Source organism: Kitasatospora sp. NPDC101176 (assembly GCF_044768035.1).
GTDB lineage: Bacteria > Actinomycetota > Actinomycetes > Streptomycetales > Streptomycetaceae > Kitasatospora.
In genome coordinates, this window is the sequence record NZ_JBIWPA010000011.1 from 27,580 (window position 1) to 42,739 (window position 15,160).

At 76.4% G+C, this 15,160-nt stretch carries 14 protein-coding genes and 2 tRNA genes; 11 read left to right on the forward strand and 5 right to left on the reverse strand.

Translation table 11 applies throughout. The features are described from left to right. The first annotated feature begins 17 nt into the window (after positions 1 to 17). The 4 genes from orn (at position 18) to ACIRS1_RS17540 (ending at position 2,544) form a co-directional block, all read left to right on the forward strand. Complete coding sequence (gene orn, locus ACIRS1_RS17525) at positions 18 to 620, forward strand: oligoribonuclease (RefSeq protein ID WP_360209279.1); 603 nt, start codon at positions 18 to 20, stop codon at positions 618 to 620. Positions 621 to 842: 222 nt separating this feature from the next. Continuing rightward, positions 843 to 918, forward strand: a tRNA-His gene (locus tag ACIRS1_RS17530). A gap of 133 nt (positions 919 to 1,051) precedes the next feature. Further along, positions 1,052 to 1,498 carry a DUF4442 domain-containing protein gene (locus tag ACIRS1_RS17535; RefSeq protein WP_387901349.1) on the forward strand — a complete coding sequence of 149 codons (447 nt, stop codon included), beginning with the start codon at positions 1,052 to 1,054 and terminating at the stop codon, positions 1,496 to 1,498. A 110-nt stretch (positions 1,499 to 1,608) separates the two neighbouring features. Next, positions 1,609 to 2,544 (forward strand): hypothetical protein, encoded by a 936-nt coding sequence (locus ACIRS1_RS17540; protein ID WP_402840524.1) that lies wholly within the window; start codon positions 1,609 to 1,611, stop codon positions 2,542 to 2,544. A gap of 215 nt (positions 2,545 to 2,759) precedes the next feature. Here ACIRS1_RS17540 and ACIRS1_RS17545 read toward each other — a convergent pair whose 3' ends face one another. Both ACIRS1_RS17545 and ACIRS1_RS17550 read right to left on the reverse strand, forming a co-directional pair. After that, positions 2,760 to 3,683, reverse strand: coding sequence for a spermidine synthase (locus ACIRS1_RS17545; RefSeq protein ID WP_402840527.1), 924 nt, complete (start codon positions 3,681 to 3,683; stop codon positions 2,760 to 2,762). A 141-nt stretch (positions 3,684 to 3,824) separates the two neighbouring features. Then, positions 3,825 to 4,325, reverse strand: coding sequence for a hypothetical protein (locus ACIRS1_RS17550; protein ID WP_402840530.1), 501 nt, complete (start codon positions 4,323 to 4,325; stop codon positions 3,825 to 3,827). 265 nt (positions 4,326 to 4,590) lie between these two features. On the opposite strand from ACIRS1_RS17550, the gene ACIRS1_RS17555 reads away from it, so the two are divergent. Next, entirely contained in the window at positions 4,591 to 6,189 is a 1,599-nt protein-coding gene (locus ACIRS1_RS17555) for a tetratricopeptide repeat protein (protein ID WP_402840533.1), read from the forward strand. Between the two features lie 79 nt (positions 6,190 to 6,268). On the opposite strand, the gene ACIRS1_RS17560 is transcribed toward ACIRS1_RS17555, so the two are convergent. Continuing rightward, positions 6,269 to 6,925: a histidine phosphatase family protein gene (locus ACIRS1_RS17560; protein ID WP_402840535.1), complete on the reverse strand. Its 657-nt coding sequence runs from the start codon at positions 6,923 to 6,925 to the stop codon at positions 6,269 to 6,271. A 188-nt stretch (positions 6,926 to 7,113) separates the two neighbouring features. Here ACIRS1_RS17560 and ACIRS1_RS17565 point away from each other — a divergent pair, with 188 nt between their 5' ends. The 3 genes from ACIRS1_RS17565 to ACIRS1_RS17575 are packed head-to-tail and all read left to right on the forward strand — an operon-like array spanning position 7,114 to position 11,361. Beyond that, positions 7,114 to 8,322 carry a hypothetical protein gene (locus tag ACIRS1_RS17565; RefSeq protein WP_402840538.1) on the forward strand — a complete coding sequence of 403 codons (1,209 nt, stop codon included), beginning with the start codon at positions 7,114 to 7,116 and terminating at the stop codon, positions 8,320 to 8,322. 46 nt (positions 8,323 to 8,368) lie between these two features. Continuing rightward, positions 8,369 to 10,000: a hypothetical protein gene (locus ACIRS1_RS17570; RefSeq protein ID WP_402840541.1), complete on the forward strand. Its 1,632-nt coding sequence runs from the start codon at positions 8,369 to 8,371 to the stop codon at positions 9,998 to 10,000. Positions 10,001 to 10,008: 8 nt separating this feature from the next. Next, on the forward strand, positions 10,009 to 11,361 hold the full coding sequence (locus tag ACIRS1_RS17575) for an AAA domain-containing protein (RefSeq protein WP_360209513.1): 1,353 nt from the start codon (positions 10,009 to 10,011) through the stop codon (positions 11,359 to 11,361). Between the two features lie 84 nt (positions 11,362 to 11,445). Here ACIRS1_RS17575 and ACIRS1_RS17580 read toward each other — a convergent pair whose 3' ends face one another. Further along, on the reverse strand, positions 11,446 to 11,763 hold the full coding sequence (locus tag ACIRS1_RS17580) for a hypothetical protein (protein WP_360209303.1): 318 nt from the start codon (positions 11,761 to 11,763) through the stop codon (positions 11,446 to 11,448). 317 nt (positions 11,764 to 12,080) lie between these two features. Here ACIRS1_RS17580 and ACIRS1_RS17585 point away from each other — a divergent pair, with 317 nt between their 5' ends. From ACIRS1_RS17585 to ACIRS1_RS17595, 3 genes are all read left to right on the forward strand, one after another. After that, positions 12,081 to 12,455, forward strand: a complete 375-nt coding sequence (locus ACIRS1_RS17585; protein WP_360209305.1) for a hypothetical protein — start codon at positions 12,081 to 12,083, stop codon at positions 12,453 to 12,455. A gap of 155 nt (positions 12,456 to 12,610) precedes the next feature. Next, on the forward strand, positions 12,611 to 13,168 hold the full coding sequence (locus ACIRS1_RS17590) for a bifunctional DNA primase/polymerase (protein WP_402840545.1): 558 nt from the start codon (positions 12,611 to 12,613) through the stop codon (positions 13,166 to 13,168). A 68-nt stretch (positions 13,169 to 13,236) separates the two neighbouring features. Further along, a tRNA-Lys gene (locus tag ACIRS1_RS17595) sits at positions 13,237 to 13,310 on the forward strand. Between the two features lie 115 nt (positions 13,311 to 13,425). Here ACIRS1_RS17595 and pgi read toward each other — a convergent pair. Next, positions 13,426 to 15,087: a glucose-6-phosphate isomerase gene (gene pgi / locus ACIRS1_RS17600; protein WP_402840548.1), complete on the reverse strand. Its 1,662-nt coding sequence runs from the start codon at positions 15,085 to 15,087 to the stop codon at positions 13,426 to 13,428. Positions 15,088 to 15,160 lie beyond the last annotated feature (73 nt).

Genomic DNA, 15,160 nt, shown 5'->3' on the forward strand with positions numbered 1-15,160 from the left:
GCCGTAGGGTGAGCTGCGTGAATGACCGTTTGGTATGGATCGACTGTGAGATGACCGGCCTCGACCTCGACCAGGACGCCCTGGTCGAGGTCGCGGCGCTGGTGACGGACTCCGAGCTGAACATCCTCGGCGAGGGCGTGGACGTCGTCATCCGCCCGCCGGCGGAGGCGCTGGCGAACATGCCCGAGGTGGTGCGCGCCATGCACACCTCCTCCGGCCTGCTGGAGGAGCTGGAGCACGGCGTGACGCTGGCCGAGGCCGAGGAGCGGGTGCTCGCGTACATCCGCGAGCACGTGCCGGAGGCCGGCCGGACGCCGCTGTGCGGGAACTCGGTGGCCACCGACCGCGGCTTCCTGGCCCGGGACATGCCGGCGCTGGAGAAGCACCTGCACTACCGGATCGTGGACGTCTCCTCGATCAAGGAGCTGGCCCGCCGCTGGTACCCGAAGGCCTACTACAACAGCCCGCAGAAGGGCGGGAACCACCGGGCGCTCGCCGACATCCGCGAGAGCATCGACGAACTGCGCTACTACCGCGAGGCGGTGTTCGTCCCGCAGCCCGGCCCCGACACCGACACCGCGCGCGCCATCGCCGAGAAGTACCAGGCTCCGACGGCCTGACCGGCAGACCGTCCCCGGCAGACCGTCCCCGGTGGCGGGGCCCGGCCGACCCGGCCCCCGCCACCGACGGCCGCCACCCGACCCCGCCGCCGCGGGCTCGTAGGGGTGCGCGGAGTGCCCGCGTCCGCCCGAACGAAACCCTGGCGCGAGCACCCTCTCGGATCCTGTAGAGTTCTTCCTGTCGGAACGGGAACGCGAGAGCGGGAACGGACCGGACAGATGGTGGGTGTAGCTCAGTTGGTAGAGCACCTGGTTGTGGTCCAGGTGGCCGCGGGTTCGAGTCCCGTCACTCACCCCAGAGCCCGAGGGGCCGATCTCTTCAAGAGGTCGGCCCCTCGGGCGTTTTCGCGTTCCCTCAGTTCTCCCCGGCGGTTCGGGTTTTCCCGGCGCAGACCTGCCGCCAGAAGCTACCGACAAGTAACATTGCCGTCATGACGACTCCTTCGATCGGCCAGCTGCTCGACTCCACCGTGCCGATGGCGCACACCCTCAAGCTCGAGTACCTGGAGACCACCCCGGAGCGCGCGGTGCTCCGGCTGCCCGACCAGCCCGCGTACCACAACCACGTCGGCGGCCCGCACGCCGGCGCGATGTTCACCCTCGCCGAGTCCGCCAGCGGCTGCATCGTGCTCGCCGCCTTCGGCGACCAGCTCTCCCGGGCCGTGCCGCTCGCCGTGAACGCCGAGATCGCCTACAAGAAGCTCGCCATGGGCGAGGTCACCGCCACCGCCCTGCTCGGCCGCCCGGCCGCCGAGGTCGTCGCCGAGCTGGACGCCGGCGGCCGCCCCGAGTTCCCGGTCACCGTCGAGATCACCCGCGCCGACGGCGCCGTCACCGGTGTGATGACGGTCACCTGGACCCTGCGCCCCAACTCCTGACCACCCCGCGGCCGGTGGCCCCGGGGGGCCGACCCCCCGGGCCACTAGCGCGATGACCGTCCGTGACGGCCGGCGTGACCTCACGCCCCGTCCGCTCGTTCTCGACTCACGTGCGAGCCAATCACGCGACCAGGCCCCAGGAGCCCGCCCCCTGCGGCGTCACCGGAGCGCGGCGCGCGATCCGACGGTGGCTGCCGCACCCCCGCGCAGTCGCGGCCGGCGGCGCGCTCCTCGCCCAGCTCTGGGGGATCGGCGCACCCGGAGCGTACGCGGCCTCCGCCGAACCCCCGCCGGAGGGGACCCGGCCCGCCGTCCGACGGACCGCGCCGCACGACGGCGGCGCGCACGGCGGACCGGCCCCGCGCGGGGCGCCCCGGAGCCGCCCCGCCACCGATGGCTCCCCGCCCGACGGGACATCAGCCGGACCGCCCCCCGAAGCCGGGCACCAACCGGGCGGGGAGACCGCCCGGCCCTCCGGCCCCGTCGGCGAACCGCCCGGCACAGGACTCGCCGGGACCACCGGCGCCGTCGGCGGCCTCCTCCAGGACCGGATCCGGGCCGGCGGGCTCCCCCTCCCCGGCCAACGGGCCGCCGTCCCCGACGCCTTCGCGATCGCCTCCGGCCTGCTCGACACCGCCCCCGCGCAGGGCCGCCGCGTCGAGGCCCGCGCGCCCCGCGAGGGCGAACCGTCCGCACCGCCCACCGCCGCCCGGCCCGGCAGCGGCCCCGGCCGCACCGCGGCCACCGCCCGCGCGCCCCACCAGCCCCGGGCGGCCGCCACGCCCCCGCCCGCCCGGGAGACCGTCGCCCCGGACCCGCGGAGCACGGCCGACCGGGGCTTCGCCGGCACCGCCACCGCCGCGCCGGTGAGCACCGTCACGCCTGACGGTCCGGCCGCGCCGATCGCCCTCGCCGACACCGCCCCGGTCACGGCCGTCGGCGACGACTCCGCCACGGTGACCGCCGTCCTCGCCCCGATCGCCGCCGGACTGCTGCTGACCGGCGCGGCCATGTGCAAGCACCGCGGCCTGCCGCGCGGACACTGACGGGCCCGGCCCGGGAGGACGGCAACGGGGCCCACCCGCCGGAGGCGCGGCGGGAGTTCGCACCGGGAGCCGGACCGGACGGCAGGCCTGTCAGGCCCGGTCAGGTCAGGTCGGGCCCGTCGGCGTGGCGCCCACGGCGGGCGGGACGGCCTGCCGTTCCGGTCGGCGCCGGGCGTCCCGGCCGGCCGGGCGGGCAGCCGGGACGGCCGGACCGGTCAGCGGAAGACGCCCGGCGGCGGGGCCGGCGAAGGGGCGGCGGTGGCGTCGGTGGCCGGGACGGCGCCGGCTGTGAAGTCGGTGAGCCCGGGCCCGTGTTCGACCCGGCCGAGCGCCGCGTCGGAGGCGACCCGGCGGGTGAGGTCGGCCAGCGGCAGCGGGTCGTGGCCGGCCGCGAGGACGAGGTTGCCGAAGCGCTTGCCGCGCAGCACGGCCGGGTCGGCGATCAGGCACAGCTCGGGGAAGACGGCACCGAGGGTGGCCACCTGGGAGCGGGCGAAGCGCAGGGCCGAGCCGTCGGCGATGTTCGCCGCGTACCGCCCGCCGGGAGCGAGGGCGCGGGCGGCGAGGGTGGTGAACTCGACGGTCGTGCAGTGGGCCGGGGTGCGGGCGCCGGAGAAGACGTCCGTGATGACCAGGTCGACGCTGCCCTCGGGGGTGCGCTCCAGCACGCTGCGGGCGTCGGAGCCGCGCACCTTGATCAGCCAGCCGCGCTCCAACGGGAGTTCGGTGCGGACGAGTTCGGTGAGCGCGGTGTCGATCTCGGCGACCTGCTGACGGGAGCGGGGCCGGGTGGCGGCGACGTAGCGGGCCAGGGTGAGGGCGCCGCCGCCGAGGTGCAGGACGGTGAGCGGTCGGCCCGGCGGGGCGGCCAGGTCGATCAGGTGGCCGAGCCGGCGCTGGTACTCGAAGCCCAGGTGGGTGGGGTCGGCGAGGTCGACCAGGGACTGCGGGGCGCCGTCGATCAACAGCGACCAGGCGTCGGGCCGGTCGCGGTCGGGGCGCAGCTCGGCGAGGCCGGAGTCGACGGGGCGGGTGAGCGGGCCCTGGGCGTGGGTGCGGCCACCGGGGCCGGTGGCGGCCGGTCCGGTGTCGCGCTCGGTGTCGCGGCCCGTACCGCGGGCGGCTCTGCTTCGTCCCATGCCGGCCATTATCGCCGCCGGGCGGGGCGGCGCCACAGGCCGGTCGTCACAGGTCAGGGGCGTCGAGGGGCGTACCGGGTGGATCCGGCCGGAGGGGCGGGTCGGGCTCGCGGGCCCGGCTGGATCCGCACGGCACGCACGCTAGAACGGGCCGAGTCCGCCGGCGGTGAGCGTGCAGGCGGCCTCGCACAGGGCGGAACGGAGCACCCAGGCGTCGGTGGGGCGCGCGACGCCGGCCGGGGGGATCACCCAGCGCGGGTCGGTGGCGCTGGGCAGCAGGGCGCCGGCCGTGCAGGAGCTGCCGGGCAGGTGCCAGGTGTCGCAGGTGCCGGCGGGGACGAGGAAGACGACGGTGCTGCCGTTGCGGCTCTGCAGGACGGCGCCGCAGGCGCGGCGCAGGCGCAGGATGTCGACCGCCTCCAGGCCGTGCCGCAGCGCGACGGTCACGGTGTCGTAGGAGGTGGCGGGGGTGTCCTCGGCGGCTCCGGTGCGGTTCCGCGCGCCGCAGGGGGCCCGGCCGCCCTCGACCGGCCCGCGGCCGGGGATCCGTTCGTCGGCGGGTTCGGGGAGCAGGGCGGGGGCGGCGCCGGCGAGCGCCCCTCCGACGACGGGTCGGTACTGCGGCAGTCCGGTGGCCATCATGGGCCCTCCTGTACCTCGTCGGGTCGGAAGCCGCCGCCGTCCGGGAGGTGGGGGCCGCGGGGGCGGGCGACGGGCCGGGGCGGGGCCCGGGCTTCCACGTATCAGGACAACGCGGTGGACGCCCGGCAGGCCACGGGGCGCCTTACAGCAAGGCATGGCATTTCATGGCGGATACCCGCAACAAAGCCCGGTATGTACCGGATTGACAGCACATCTCCCGTGAACCCGCCGTGGTCGACCGGTCACGCCCGGTACTGTCGGCGGCATGGCAGCCACCCCACCGGCCGAGCCGAACCGTCCGTCCCCCAACTCCGTGATGCGCGCGCTGCGCGGCGATCGCTCTCCCGGCGAGTTCGCCACGGCGGTGCGCCGGGCCGCCCGCGAGATCGGCGAGCACGTGTCCTGCGACGCGCGCTACGTCGGGCGGGTCGAGTCCGGTGAGATCCGCTGCCCCAACTACGCCTACGAGCGGGTGTTCCGGCACATGTGGCCGGACCGCACGCTCACCGACCTCGGCTTCTCCCCCCGCACCGCCGTCCGGGGCCGCACGGCGGCCCCCGGCGGCCTGCGGGCCGAACCGCCCACGTGCCACCCCCCGTTCCCGCCCCTGCCCGCCCCGCGCTCACCGCTCTCCACCCAACTCCCGTACGCTGCCTCGCCGTACGCGGATCCAACCGCTCCGGACGGGCCCCCGTGGCCGGGGGCCGGCGCGGTGCCCCGGGGGTCCGACGGATCGCCCTATCTCGACGAGGAGAACGACGACGTGCGTCGCCGTACGTTCCTGGCCGGCGGCTCGACCGCGCTGGCCGCCGTGATCGGCATCGAGCGGTCGGCCGCGGCCGCCGCCGGCCGCGCCACCGCTGCCGGCGGCCCCGCCACCGACCCCGCCGTGCCGCGACTGTTCGACCCCGGACCCGGCCCCCTGGTGCCGGGCCGCCCGGGACCGGTGCCGCCGCTGCGCAAGGTCGGCGCCGCCGAGGTGCTCGGCGTCGAACAGGCCGTCCGGGACATCCGGCTGGCCGACGACGCGCACGGCGGCGACACCCTGTTCGAACGCGCCGGGCAGTCGCTGCGCACCGCCTACGTGCTGCTCAACGAGGGCGAGTACAGCGCGAAGACCGAACGCAGGCTCCAGGCCGGGGCCGGCGAACTCGCCATCTCGGTGGGCTGGTTGGCGCACGACTCGAACCGGCTCGCGGATGCCCGCTCGCTCTACGCGGAAGCGCTCGCCACCGCCCGGATGGCCGGCGACGCCGCACTGGAGGCGCACGTCTTCTGCAACAGCGCCTTCCTCGCCCGCGACGCCGGACGGCCCCGCGAGGCGCTGCGCGCCGCCCAGGCCGGCCAGGTCGCCGCCCGCCGGCTCGGCTCCGACCGGCTGCTCGCCCTGCTGGCCATGCGCGAGGCCGGCGGCTGGGCCGTGCTGCAGGACCGCACAGCCTGCGAACGCGCCCTCACCCGGGCCCGCACGCTCTTCGACCACGGCCCCGTCGACGCCGACCCGGAGTGGATGTCCTTCTTCGGCGAGGCGGAGCTCGCCGGCCTGCGGTCGCAGTGCTGGTCGGCGCTCGGCGACTGGGACCGCGCCAGCGAGCAGGCCGCGCTGGCCATAGCGCTTCAGGAGCCGCACTTCGTGCGCAACCGGGTCCTCTACACCGCCGAACTCGCCCACGACCGGCTCGGCCGGGGCGACCTGGTGGGCGCGGCGCACCACGGCTCGGCCGCCGTGGCGCTGTTCGGCGAGGTCCGTTCGGCGCGGATCCGCGGCATGCTGGCGGACACCGCCGGACGGCTGCGCGGCCACGCCGCCGTGCCCGAGGTGCGCCGCTTCCTGGTCGGGTACGACCGGGCGGCGGCCGCCTGAGGCACGGCGCTCGACGGCGCGCCGTGGGCGAAGCGTCGATGGGCGGCGCGCCAGTGGGCGACGCGCCGTGAGCGAAGCGTCAGTGGGCGGCGCCCGTCCCCTCCAGGTGGGAGAGGTCGTTCCAGACCTCGACGGCCGGGGCGCCGTACTCCCAGGACAGCACGCAGAGCGCGGCGGTGCCGAGCTTGAACCGCTGGGCGAACTCGGGCGGCAGGCCCAGCCAGCGGGCGGTCAGGATGCGCAGCAGGTGGCCGTGCGCGAAGAGCACGACGTCGCGGTCCGCGCAGTGCATGACGGTGGTGTCCTCGTCCGGGACGCCGTGTTCCTCGTTGAGGTCGGCGAGCAGGGCGTCCACCCGGGCGGCCACCTCGGAGAGCTTCTCGCCGCCGGGCACGCCGTCGCGCCAGATCAGCCAGCCGGGGTGGTCGGTGGCGCGGATGTCCGCACCGGTGCGGCCCTCGTACTGGCCGTAGTCCCACTCCAGGAGCTCCGGGCGGTCGACCGCGCGGTCGCCGAGGCCGGCCAGCTCGCAGGTCTCCCTGGCGCGGCCGAGCGGGCTGGTGTAGACGAGCGCGTCCGAGAGCCCGTTCCAGGGGGCCCTGGCGAGGCGGGCGCCGAGCGCCCGGGCCATCGCGCGGCCCTCCTCGGTCAACGGGATGTCGGTGCGGCCGGTGTGGCGGCCGGTGGCCGACCATTCGGTCTCGCCGTGGCGGACCAGCACGATTCGGGCGGGCATGGGGGGCTCCTCGCAGCGGGGCGGTGGCAACGTTCGGTCTCACCCTTGAGCACCGGGTTCCATGATCCCTCACCCGGACGGCGGACACGATCCCGGGCGGGGGGAGTTCGCGGGGGCGGGCGGCCGCAGGCCGGAAGGGGCCGGGCCGCACCGCGTTGTCGGACCCGGATGCGACACTGGGCCGCACCATGAACGTCTCGACGAACGTCCCGTCCAGCGGGCACGCTGAGCCGCTCGCCCAGCGGCTCGCCGAGCTGCGCGGACCGGCACCGCAGCGCAGTCTGAACGCCCGCTCCCTCGCCGCGCTCGCCGCCAATCCGGGCTGCCACCGCCGCGCCGTGCTCGACGCGGCCGGGGTGGACAAGTCGGCACTGGCCGCCCGGCTCGGCCGCCCCGCCCCCTTCGGGCAGTCCCCGTTCGCGATCTCCCGCGGCGTGATCTTCGAGGCCCGGCTGAAGGCGGACGACTACGCCGCGCTGCTGGAGCCGCTGCGGGCCCGCCTCGGCGTCCCGGTGGACGGCGGCGGCGCCCCGCTGCTGGTCCCGGACCTGCTGCACCGCTCCGGCCCCGCCGTCCGGGCCGACCGGACAGCCGAGGCGCTCGCCCGGGCCGCCGCCGAGCCGGAGGCCTGGACGCTGCTGGACCACCCGATGCTGCGGCTGGACGTGGCCGGCGGCACCGCCTACCTGGAGCCGGACGCCGTCGTGGTGCACGGCGGGCGGTGCACCGTGGTCGAGATCAAGTCCTTCCCGGTGCTGGACGGCGGTGCCGACCCGGCCAAGGTCGGTGCCGCCGCCCGCCAGGCCGCGGTCTACGTGCTGGCGCTCCAGCACGCCGCCGCCGCACGGGCCGGCCGGCCGCTCGCCGAGGACTCGTACACCGAGCAGGCGCTGCCGGGCAGCCCCCGGTCGAGCGTGCTGCTGGTCTGCCCGAAGGACTTCGGCAACCGGCCGACGGCCGTCGCCGTCGACGTCCGCCGGGAGCTCGCCACCACCCGCCGCCAGCTGAGCCGGCTGACCGGCATCGGCCGGCTGCTCGCGGAGCTGCCCGCCGGGGCCGACTTCGACCTGGCCACCCGCGAGGACGGCGACCCCGCCCGCTCCGCCGAGGAGCTGACCGCCTCGGTGGAGGCGGTGCCCGCCGCGTACAGCCCGGACTGCCTCTCCACCTGCGAGCTCGGCTTCCACTGCCGCGCCCGGGCCCGCTGCGACGACCGGGTCGAGCAGCTGGGCCGCGGCGTGCGCGGCGAGCTGGGCAGCATCCGGACGGTGGCGCAGGCGCTGGCCGCCGCCGAGGAGACGGGTGCCGACACCGACGAGGCCGCCGAACGGCTGGCCTACGCGGCCGCCCTGCGCGCCGAGGCGCTGGGCCGGGCACTGGTCGGAGCCGCACGGTGAGCGGGCGCGGCGACGGGCCGGTGCCCGGCCGCGGCGGGGCGGGCGCATGAGCCTGCTGACCACCCTCGCCCGGCTGGAGGCCGTCCGCAGCGGCCGGGCCGAGCCGCTGGCCACCGTCCGGCACCGGCACCTGTCGGACCGCCCGATGGTGCTGGTGCCGCTGACCGCGGCCGGCGAGTCCGGCGCGCCGCTGGCGGTGATGCTGGGCACCGACCGGGAACGGCCCCGGGTGCACCTGGTGCCGCAGCCGCTCAACCGGACCCTGCGCTTCGACTTCCTGGCCGGCCTGGCCGCCGACCTGCTGCCCTACCTGGAGTCCTTCGCCGAGGACGTGGAGCAGATCGAGGGCTCCGAGAAGGACCCGGAGACCGGCGAGAAGACCCAGGTGTTCCGCGAGCTGTGCTCCGACGCGCCGCAGCTGATCGTGCCGAACGGCGCCGGCGTGCAGCACCTCGCACTGCTCGGACGCTCGACCCGGTTCCGCCGCACGGCCGAGGACGCCGACCCGGGCCCCTACCCGGCGCCGGTGCGGGTGCCGCTGCTCGGCCGCTGGCTGACCCACCTCACCGACCGCGCCCAGGTGCCCGGCACCTGCCTGCTGCTGTCGATGACCGGCCTGCTGGCCCGGCACTGGGCCACCGGCCAGAGCCACCTCGAGGACCAGCACCTGGCCGCCCGGCTGGCCTGGCACGCGCCGCCGGACGGGCTGACCGGCGCCGAGGCCGCCGAGCGCGCCGAGTCGGCCCGGGACGACCGCGGGCAGCTGCTGCACCCGCCGGCCGGTCCGGCCACGGACCCGCAGTTCGACGAGGCCGTGCTCGCCCCGGCGATCGCCCGCTACGACGCCGCCGCGGCCGCCCTGCGGCACGCCGCCGAGCAGGGGGACGAGCCCGCCGCCGAACGGGCCCGGGACGCCGTCCGGGCGGCCGTCGGGCAGCTGCGCGAGGCGCTGACGGCAGTACTGCTGCCCACCTGGCGGGACGTCTGGCACGGCCTGGACCTGCTGCGGGCGCTGCCGCCGGCCGGGCACCTGGCGGAGCGCTGGACGGGCGACCGCTGGTCCTACACCGGCCACCGGGACCGGCTGGCCGCCGGCGAGCCGCCGCAGCCCCGGCAGGACGACGCGGTGACGGCCGCCCGCAAGCTCGCCCAGCGCGAGCGCGAGCAGGCCCGGCTGGACGTCCAGGAGGCGCTGGACGATCCGCTGGCGATGGCCGAACACCGTCTGGCGGGAGAGGCGTTCACCGGCGTGGTGACGGAGGTGGTGCCGGACTACGACACCTCCGGCCGCTCCCCCAAGCCGCGCCCGCTGGTCACCCTGCGGACGACCGACCGCCCGCACGCCGACCTCGGGCGGGAGGCGCACCGGGTCTGGGGGTTCCCCCGGCCGGAGGGCGGCGCAGGGCCGTCCGCACAGAAGGCCGAGATCGCCGCGGTCGACCAGGCCGCGGGGACGATCACCCTGCGCGTGCTGTCCGGGATGGGCCGCAGGAAGGAGCCGGAGCCGGGCAGCCTGCCGGAGCCCGGCGAACCGGTGACCTTCACGCTCTTCGAGCTGACGGTCCGCCAGTCCGCCCCGCTGCCCGATCCGGACGAGACCCCGTGGACGCACGGCGGCCCGCCCGGCGCCGCGCCCGCGGCCGGGCCGTCCGCCGACGCCGCCGAGGAGTGGGAGTGATGGGCGGGATGAGCACCGAGCAGGCGCCCGGCGAGGCCGCCGACGCCGCCGTGGCCCGGATCCTGGCGGCGACGGTCCACCCGCCGGCGGGCGCCCCGCGCGGGGTGGTCGTGGACTCCCCGCCCGGGGCCGGGAAGTCGACGCTGGTGGTGCGCGCCGCCCGCGAACTGGTCGGGGCCGGCGAGCGGTTGATGATCGTCGCCCAGACCAACGGCCAGGTGGACGACCTCGTCGGCCGACTGGCCGAGAAGGCGCCGGAGCTGACGATCGGCCGGCTGCACGCCGCGGACGCCCGGCCCGGCCCGGAGGTGCTGCGGCACGCCAACGTCACGCCCTCCGACAAGGTGGCCGACCTGGTCGAGCAGGACGTGGTGATCTCCACCTCGGCGAAGTGGCAGTGGGTGCGGGCCGAGGCGCCGTGGCGGCACGCGATCGTCGACGAGGCGTACCAGATGCGCTCGGACGCGCTGCTCGCGGTGGCCCGGCTGTTCGAGCGGGCGCTGTTCGTCGGCGACCCCGGCCAGCTGGACCCGTTCACCGTGGTCGGCACCGAGCAGTGGGCGGGCCTGTCCTACGACCCGTCGAGCAGCGCCGTGGTCACCATGCTGGCGCACAACCCGCAGATCGAGCCGCACCGGCTGCCGGTCTCCTGGCGGCTGCCGGCCAGCGCGGCGCCGCTGATCTCGCGGGCCTTCTACCCGTACACGCCGTTCCGCTCCGGCACCGGACCGGACGACCGCCGGCTCACGGCCGCGGTACGGCCGGACGGCTCGGCGCTGGACGCCGCGATCGACCGGGCCGCCGAGCACGGCTGGGCCCTGCTGGAGCTGCCCGCCCGGCACACCGTGCGCACCGACCCGCAGGCGGTGGCGGCCGTCGCGGCCACCGTCCGCCGGCTGCTGGACCGCGGGCTGACCGCCCACTCCGAGCAGGGCTCCGCCCCGCTCACCGCGGGCCGGATCGCGGTCGGGACCGCCCACCGGGACCAGGCCGCGGCCGTCCGGGCGGCCCTGCTCAGGGCGGGCGTCCCGGTGGACGTGGCGGCCGGCCCGGCCGTCACGGTGGACACCGCCAACCGGCTGCAGGGCCGCGAGTACGACGTCACCGTGGTGCTGCACCCGCTCTCCGGGCGGCCGGACGCGACGGCCTTCCACCTGGAGACGGGCCGGCTGTGCGTGCTCGCCTCCCGGCACCGGCACGCCTGCATCGTGGTGGCCCGGGCCGGGATCGGCGAGCTGCTGGACGAGCACCCGTCGACCGAGCCGGTGCAGCTGGGCGCCCCGGTGAGCTTCCCGGACGGCTGGGAGGCCAATCACGAGGTGCTGCACCACCTCGGCGGCCACCGGGTCCGGCTGCGCTGACCGCCGGGGCGGCCGTGAACGGCCCGGCGGTCGCTCCCGGGCCGGTCCGGCGTCGGTCCTCGGCCGGTCCCGGTCGGTCCTCGGTCAGTCCTCGGTCTCGCAGAGCGCGTAGGCCCGGACGACGCCGCGGGCCGCCCGGGCCGCCCAGGTGGCCGGGGCGTCCGGGACGGGGGCGCTGACCAGGACGGCGTCGGCGGGATCGGCCGGCGTGAGGGTGTAGCCGCCGCCGGTGAGGTGGCTGCGGGCCGGGCAGGTCGCCGTCGACCAGCCGCCGGGTGCGCTCTGCCCGCCGGTCACCACGACGGTGGTCTCGGCGGCGACGGCGTCGGGGGCCGTGGCGGCGATCGGCAGGGCGAGCGGCAGGGCGAGGGACAGGGTCGCGAGGGTCTTCCCGGTGCGCATGGTCCTCCTTGGACGGCGGTCGGACGGCGGTCGGTGGTCGGTGGGCAATCGGCCTGCGTCGGCACGTCGGCCGGTGCCGGTTCACCCGGGACAACGCCGCAGGCCGGGCCGCGATGACGGCACGGCGCCGGGACCACCCGAAGGGGTACCCGGGCCGCGGGGGCGCGCCCCCGGCGCGTGCGGGGGAATAGCGCCCGCACGCGCACCGTTCCGTTACCGGCCGTCGCCGCGCGACAATGGACGACGGCCACGACCGGGCGGCGCGGCCCGGAGCAGCCGCCGCCCACCCCCTCATCGAGCCCCGGAGGTGTCCGTCCATGCCCGACTCCCACACGAAGGCGTCCGACCACGGTGGTCCGTCCGACCCCGCGCGACGCCAGCGTCCGGCGCAGCTGCTGTTCGAGCCGCAGTCCGCCGAGCCGGAGCCGGAACGGTTCTTCGACCTGGAGTCCATCGACGACCCCGCGGAGCTGCTGCGCCGCTCCACCGAGCTGGCCCTGGCCTTCCGCGCCGCCGCGGAGCGGGCCACCGACTTCCAGGCCGTCGCCGCCGCGCAGCTGGCCGACCCGCGCCGGTTCGACGCGCTGCCGGACACCGAGATCGCCCGACGCGCGGACTGGACCCCGGACTACGCGGCCAAGATGATCGAGTACGGCCGCGGGCTGCTCCAGCCCCGCCGCCACGAGGACTGAGCCCCGGCGCCGCATCCGCCCCGTCCGCCACACGGGCCCCGGACACGGGCCGCTGGCATATGCGCGGCGGGAAGGGTACGCCGTGCCGCACCGCCCTGTCCGACGAACGGCGCTTTCCCTCCCACCCGGCCCGCCGAGCGCGCACGCTGCTGTGCGTGGACATCTGGACCTATCAGTCGGTGGAGTACGTCACCGTCGCCGGGGAGGCCTGGCTCGCCTCCGCCAGCGAGTACCCGCGCAGCATGCGCGCCCTCTGGGAGGCCCGCCCGTGGGCGCCCTCGGTGCTGCCCTGCGGTCGCGCCTTCGACGTGATCAGCATGCCGTCGCTGTTCGGCCGCCGGGTGCTGGACGAGCTGTGGGCCTCCGGCCCCGGCTGCGGCCCGGTGGCCTCCTACCGGGGGCGGACCCTGCTGTTCGTGCGGCCCGGCGCGGCGGCCAGGCTGCGCCGGCTGCTGGCCTGGGAGGAGTGGGCCCGGGACGTGCCGCCGCTGCTCTGCCACGGGCGGGGCGACACGGTGACGGTGCCGCCGGTGCAGCGGATGGTGAACGGCCCGGACTCCCCCGGGCTGGGCTCCGGCCGGTGGATCGTCGCGCCGGAGGACCGGGAGCCGTGGCTGCCCGGTGCCTCGGTGGTGCTGTGGGCCTGCGTGCGGGCGGCCCGGGAGCCCGGTGCGGCGGTGCCGGTCGGCGCGGCGGCGGTGACCGGCGGGTGAACCCCGGACGGACGGTATTCGATTTTGGCGCGGCCCGGGGCCGCTGCTAGAGTCTTCTCTGTCAGCAGGCGCCGCTAGCTCAGTTGGTTAGAGCAGCTGACTCTTAATCAGCGGGTCCGGGGTTCGAGTCCCTGGCGGCGCACAGACGGTCGAAGGGCCCCTCGCGAGAGCGAGGGGCCCTTCGGCGTTTCCGCGTGCGGGGCCCGGGAGCGCCCGGGCGGCGGGCCGCCCGCGGGAGCGGACGGCCCGGCCGGGGCTCAGCGGCCGCGCAGTGCGCGGTAGCGTGCCACCAGCTCCGCGGTGGAGCCGTCCAGCTGGTCGGCGCCCTCGCCGGTGAGCAGCACGGGTTCGATCCGCTTGGCCAGCACCTTGCCCAGCTCGACGCCCCACTGGTCGAAGGAGTCGATGTTCCAGATCGCGCCCTGGACGAACACCTTGTGCTCGTAGAGCGCGACCAGCTGGCCGAGCACCGAGGGGGTCAGCTCGGCGGCCAGGATGGTGGTGGTCGGGTGGTTGCCCCGGAACGTCTTGTGCGGGACGAGCTCGGCGGGCACGCCCTCGGCCGCGACCTCCTCCGGGGTCCGGCCGAAGGCCAGCGCCTGGGTCTGCGCGAAGAAGTTGGCCAGCAGCAGGTCGTGCTGGGCGACCAGGCCCGGGAGCAGGTCGGCGACGGGCCGGGCGAAGCCGATGAAGTCGGCCGGGATCACCTTGGTGCCCTGGTGCAGCAGCTGGTAGTAGGCGTGCTGCCCGTTGGTGCCGGGGGTGCCCCAGACCACCGGCCCGGTCTGCCAGTTCACCGGCGTGCCGTCCCTGGTCACCGACTTGCCGTTGGACTCCATGTCCAGCTGCTGCAGGTAGGCGGTGAACTTGGAGAGGTAGTGCGAGTACGGCAGCACGGCGTGCGCCTGGGCGTCGAAGAACGCGCCGTACCAGACGCCCAGCAGGCCGAGCAGCAGCGGGACGTTCTGCTCCGGCGGGGCGGTGCGGAAGTGCTCGTCGACCAGGTGGAAGCCGTCCAGCATCTCGCGGAAGGCGTCCGGGCCGATGGCGATCATCAGCGAGAGGCCGATCGCCGAGTCGTAGGAGTAGCGGCCGCCGACCCAGTCCCAGAACTCGAACATGTTGGCGGTGTCGATGCCGAAGTCGTGCACGCCCTGCGCGTTGGTGGACAGCGCGACGAAGTGCTTGGCCACGGCCTCGGTGCCGGCGCCCAGCCCGGCGAGCAGCCAGTCCCGGGCGGAGACCGCGTTGGTGATGGTCTCGATGGTGGTGAAGGTCTTCGAGGCGACGATGAACAGCGTCTCGGCCGGGTCGAGGTCGCGCACCGCCTCGTGCAGGTCGGCGCCGTCCACGTTGGAGACGAAGCGGACGTCCAGGTCGCGCTCGGCGTAGGAGCGGAGCACCTCGTAGGCCATCGCGGGGCCGAGGTCGGAGCCGCCGATGCCGATGTTGACGACGGTGCGGATCGCCTTGCCGGTGTGGCCGCGCCACTCGCCGCCGCGGACCCGGTCGGCGAAGGCGGCCATCTTGTCCAGGACGGCGTGCACGGCGGGCACGACGTTCTCGCCGTCGACCTCGACCACGGCACCGCGCGGGGCGCGCAGCGCGGTGTGCAGGACGGCGCGCTGCTCGGTGTTGTTGATCTTCTCGCCGCGGAACATCGCGTCCCGCAGCCCGGCGACCCCGGTGGCCGCGGCGAGCTCGCGCAGCAGCTCCAGCGTCTCGTCGGTGACCAGGTGCTTGGCGTAGTCCACGTGCAGGTCGCCGACCTGGAGGGTGTAGCGGCGGCCGCGCTCCGGGTCGGCGGCGAACAGCTCGCGCAGGTGCGTCTCGCCCAGCTCGGCGCGGTGCTTGCCGAGGGCCGCCCACTGCGGGGTCCGGTCGAGCGGGGTGCGGGCGTCGGCGCGGGTCTCCGACATCGGTGGTTCCTCGATTCATCTGGGTGCAGATACCGGCAGGGCCAGGCGGTGAGGGTTTCGCGAGGTCGTGCGG

What these genes read in the sequence shown, in the direction of transcription:
- ACIRS1_RS17550 (WP_402840530.1), bottom strand. Translation starts at nt 4,325, where the DNA reads ATGATGGCCACCGGACTGCCGCAGTACCGACCCGTCGTCGGAGGGGCG.
- ACIRS1_RS17545 (WP_402840527.1), bottom strand. Translation starts at nt 3,683, where the DNA reads ATGGGACGAAGCAGAGCCGCCCGCGGTACGGGCCGCGACACCGAGCGC.
- ACIRS1_RS17565 (WP_402840538.1), top strand. Translation starts at nt 7,114, where the DNA reads ATGAACGTCTCGACGAACGTCCCGTCCAGCGGGCACGCTGAGCCGCTC.
- ACIRS1_RS17570 (WP_402840541.1), top strand. Translation starts at nt 8,369, where the DNA reads ATGAGCCTGCTGACCACCCTCGCCCGGCTGGAGGCCGTCCGCAGCGGC.
- pgi (WP_402840548.1), bottom strand. Translation starts at nt 15,087, where the DNA reads ATGTCGGAGACCCGCGCCGACGCCCGCACCCCGCTCGACCGGACCCCG.
- ACIRS1_RS17535 (WP_387901349.1), top strand. Translation starts at nt 1,052, where the DNA reads ATGACGACTCCTTCGATCGGCCAGCTGCTCGACTCCACCGTGCCGATG.
- ACIRS1_RS17580 (WP_360209303.1), bottom strand. Translation starts at nt 11,763, where the DNA reads ATGCGCACCGGGAAGACCCTCGCGACCCTGTCCCTCGCCCTGCCGCTC.
- ACIRS1_RS17555 (WP_402840533.1), top strand. Translation starts at nt 4,591, where the DNA reads ATGGCAGCCACCCCACCGGCCGAGCCGAACCGTCCGTCCCCCAACTCC.
- ACIRS1_RS17560 (WP_402840535.1), bottom strand. Translation starts at nt 6,925, where the DNA reads ATGCCCGCCCGAATCGTGCTGGTCCGCCACGGCGAGACCGAATGGTCG.
- ACIRS1_RS17585 (WP_360209305.1), top strand. Translation starts at nt 12,081, where the DNA reads ATGCCCGACTCCCACACGAAGGCGTCCGACCACGGTGGTCCGTCCGAC.
- ACIRS1_RS17575 (WP_360209513.1), top strand. Translation starts at nt 10,009, where the DNA reads ATGAGCACCGAGCAGGCGCCCGGCGAGGCCGCCGACGCCGCCGTGGCC.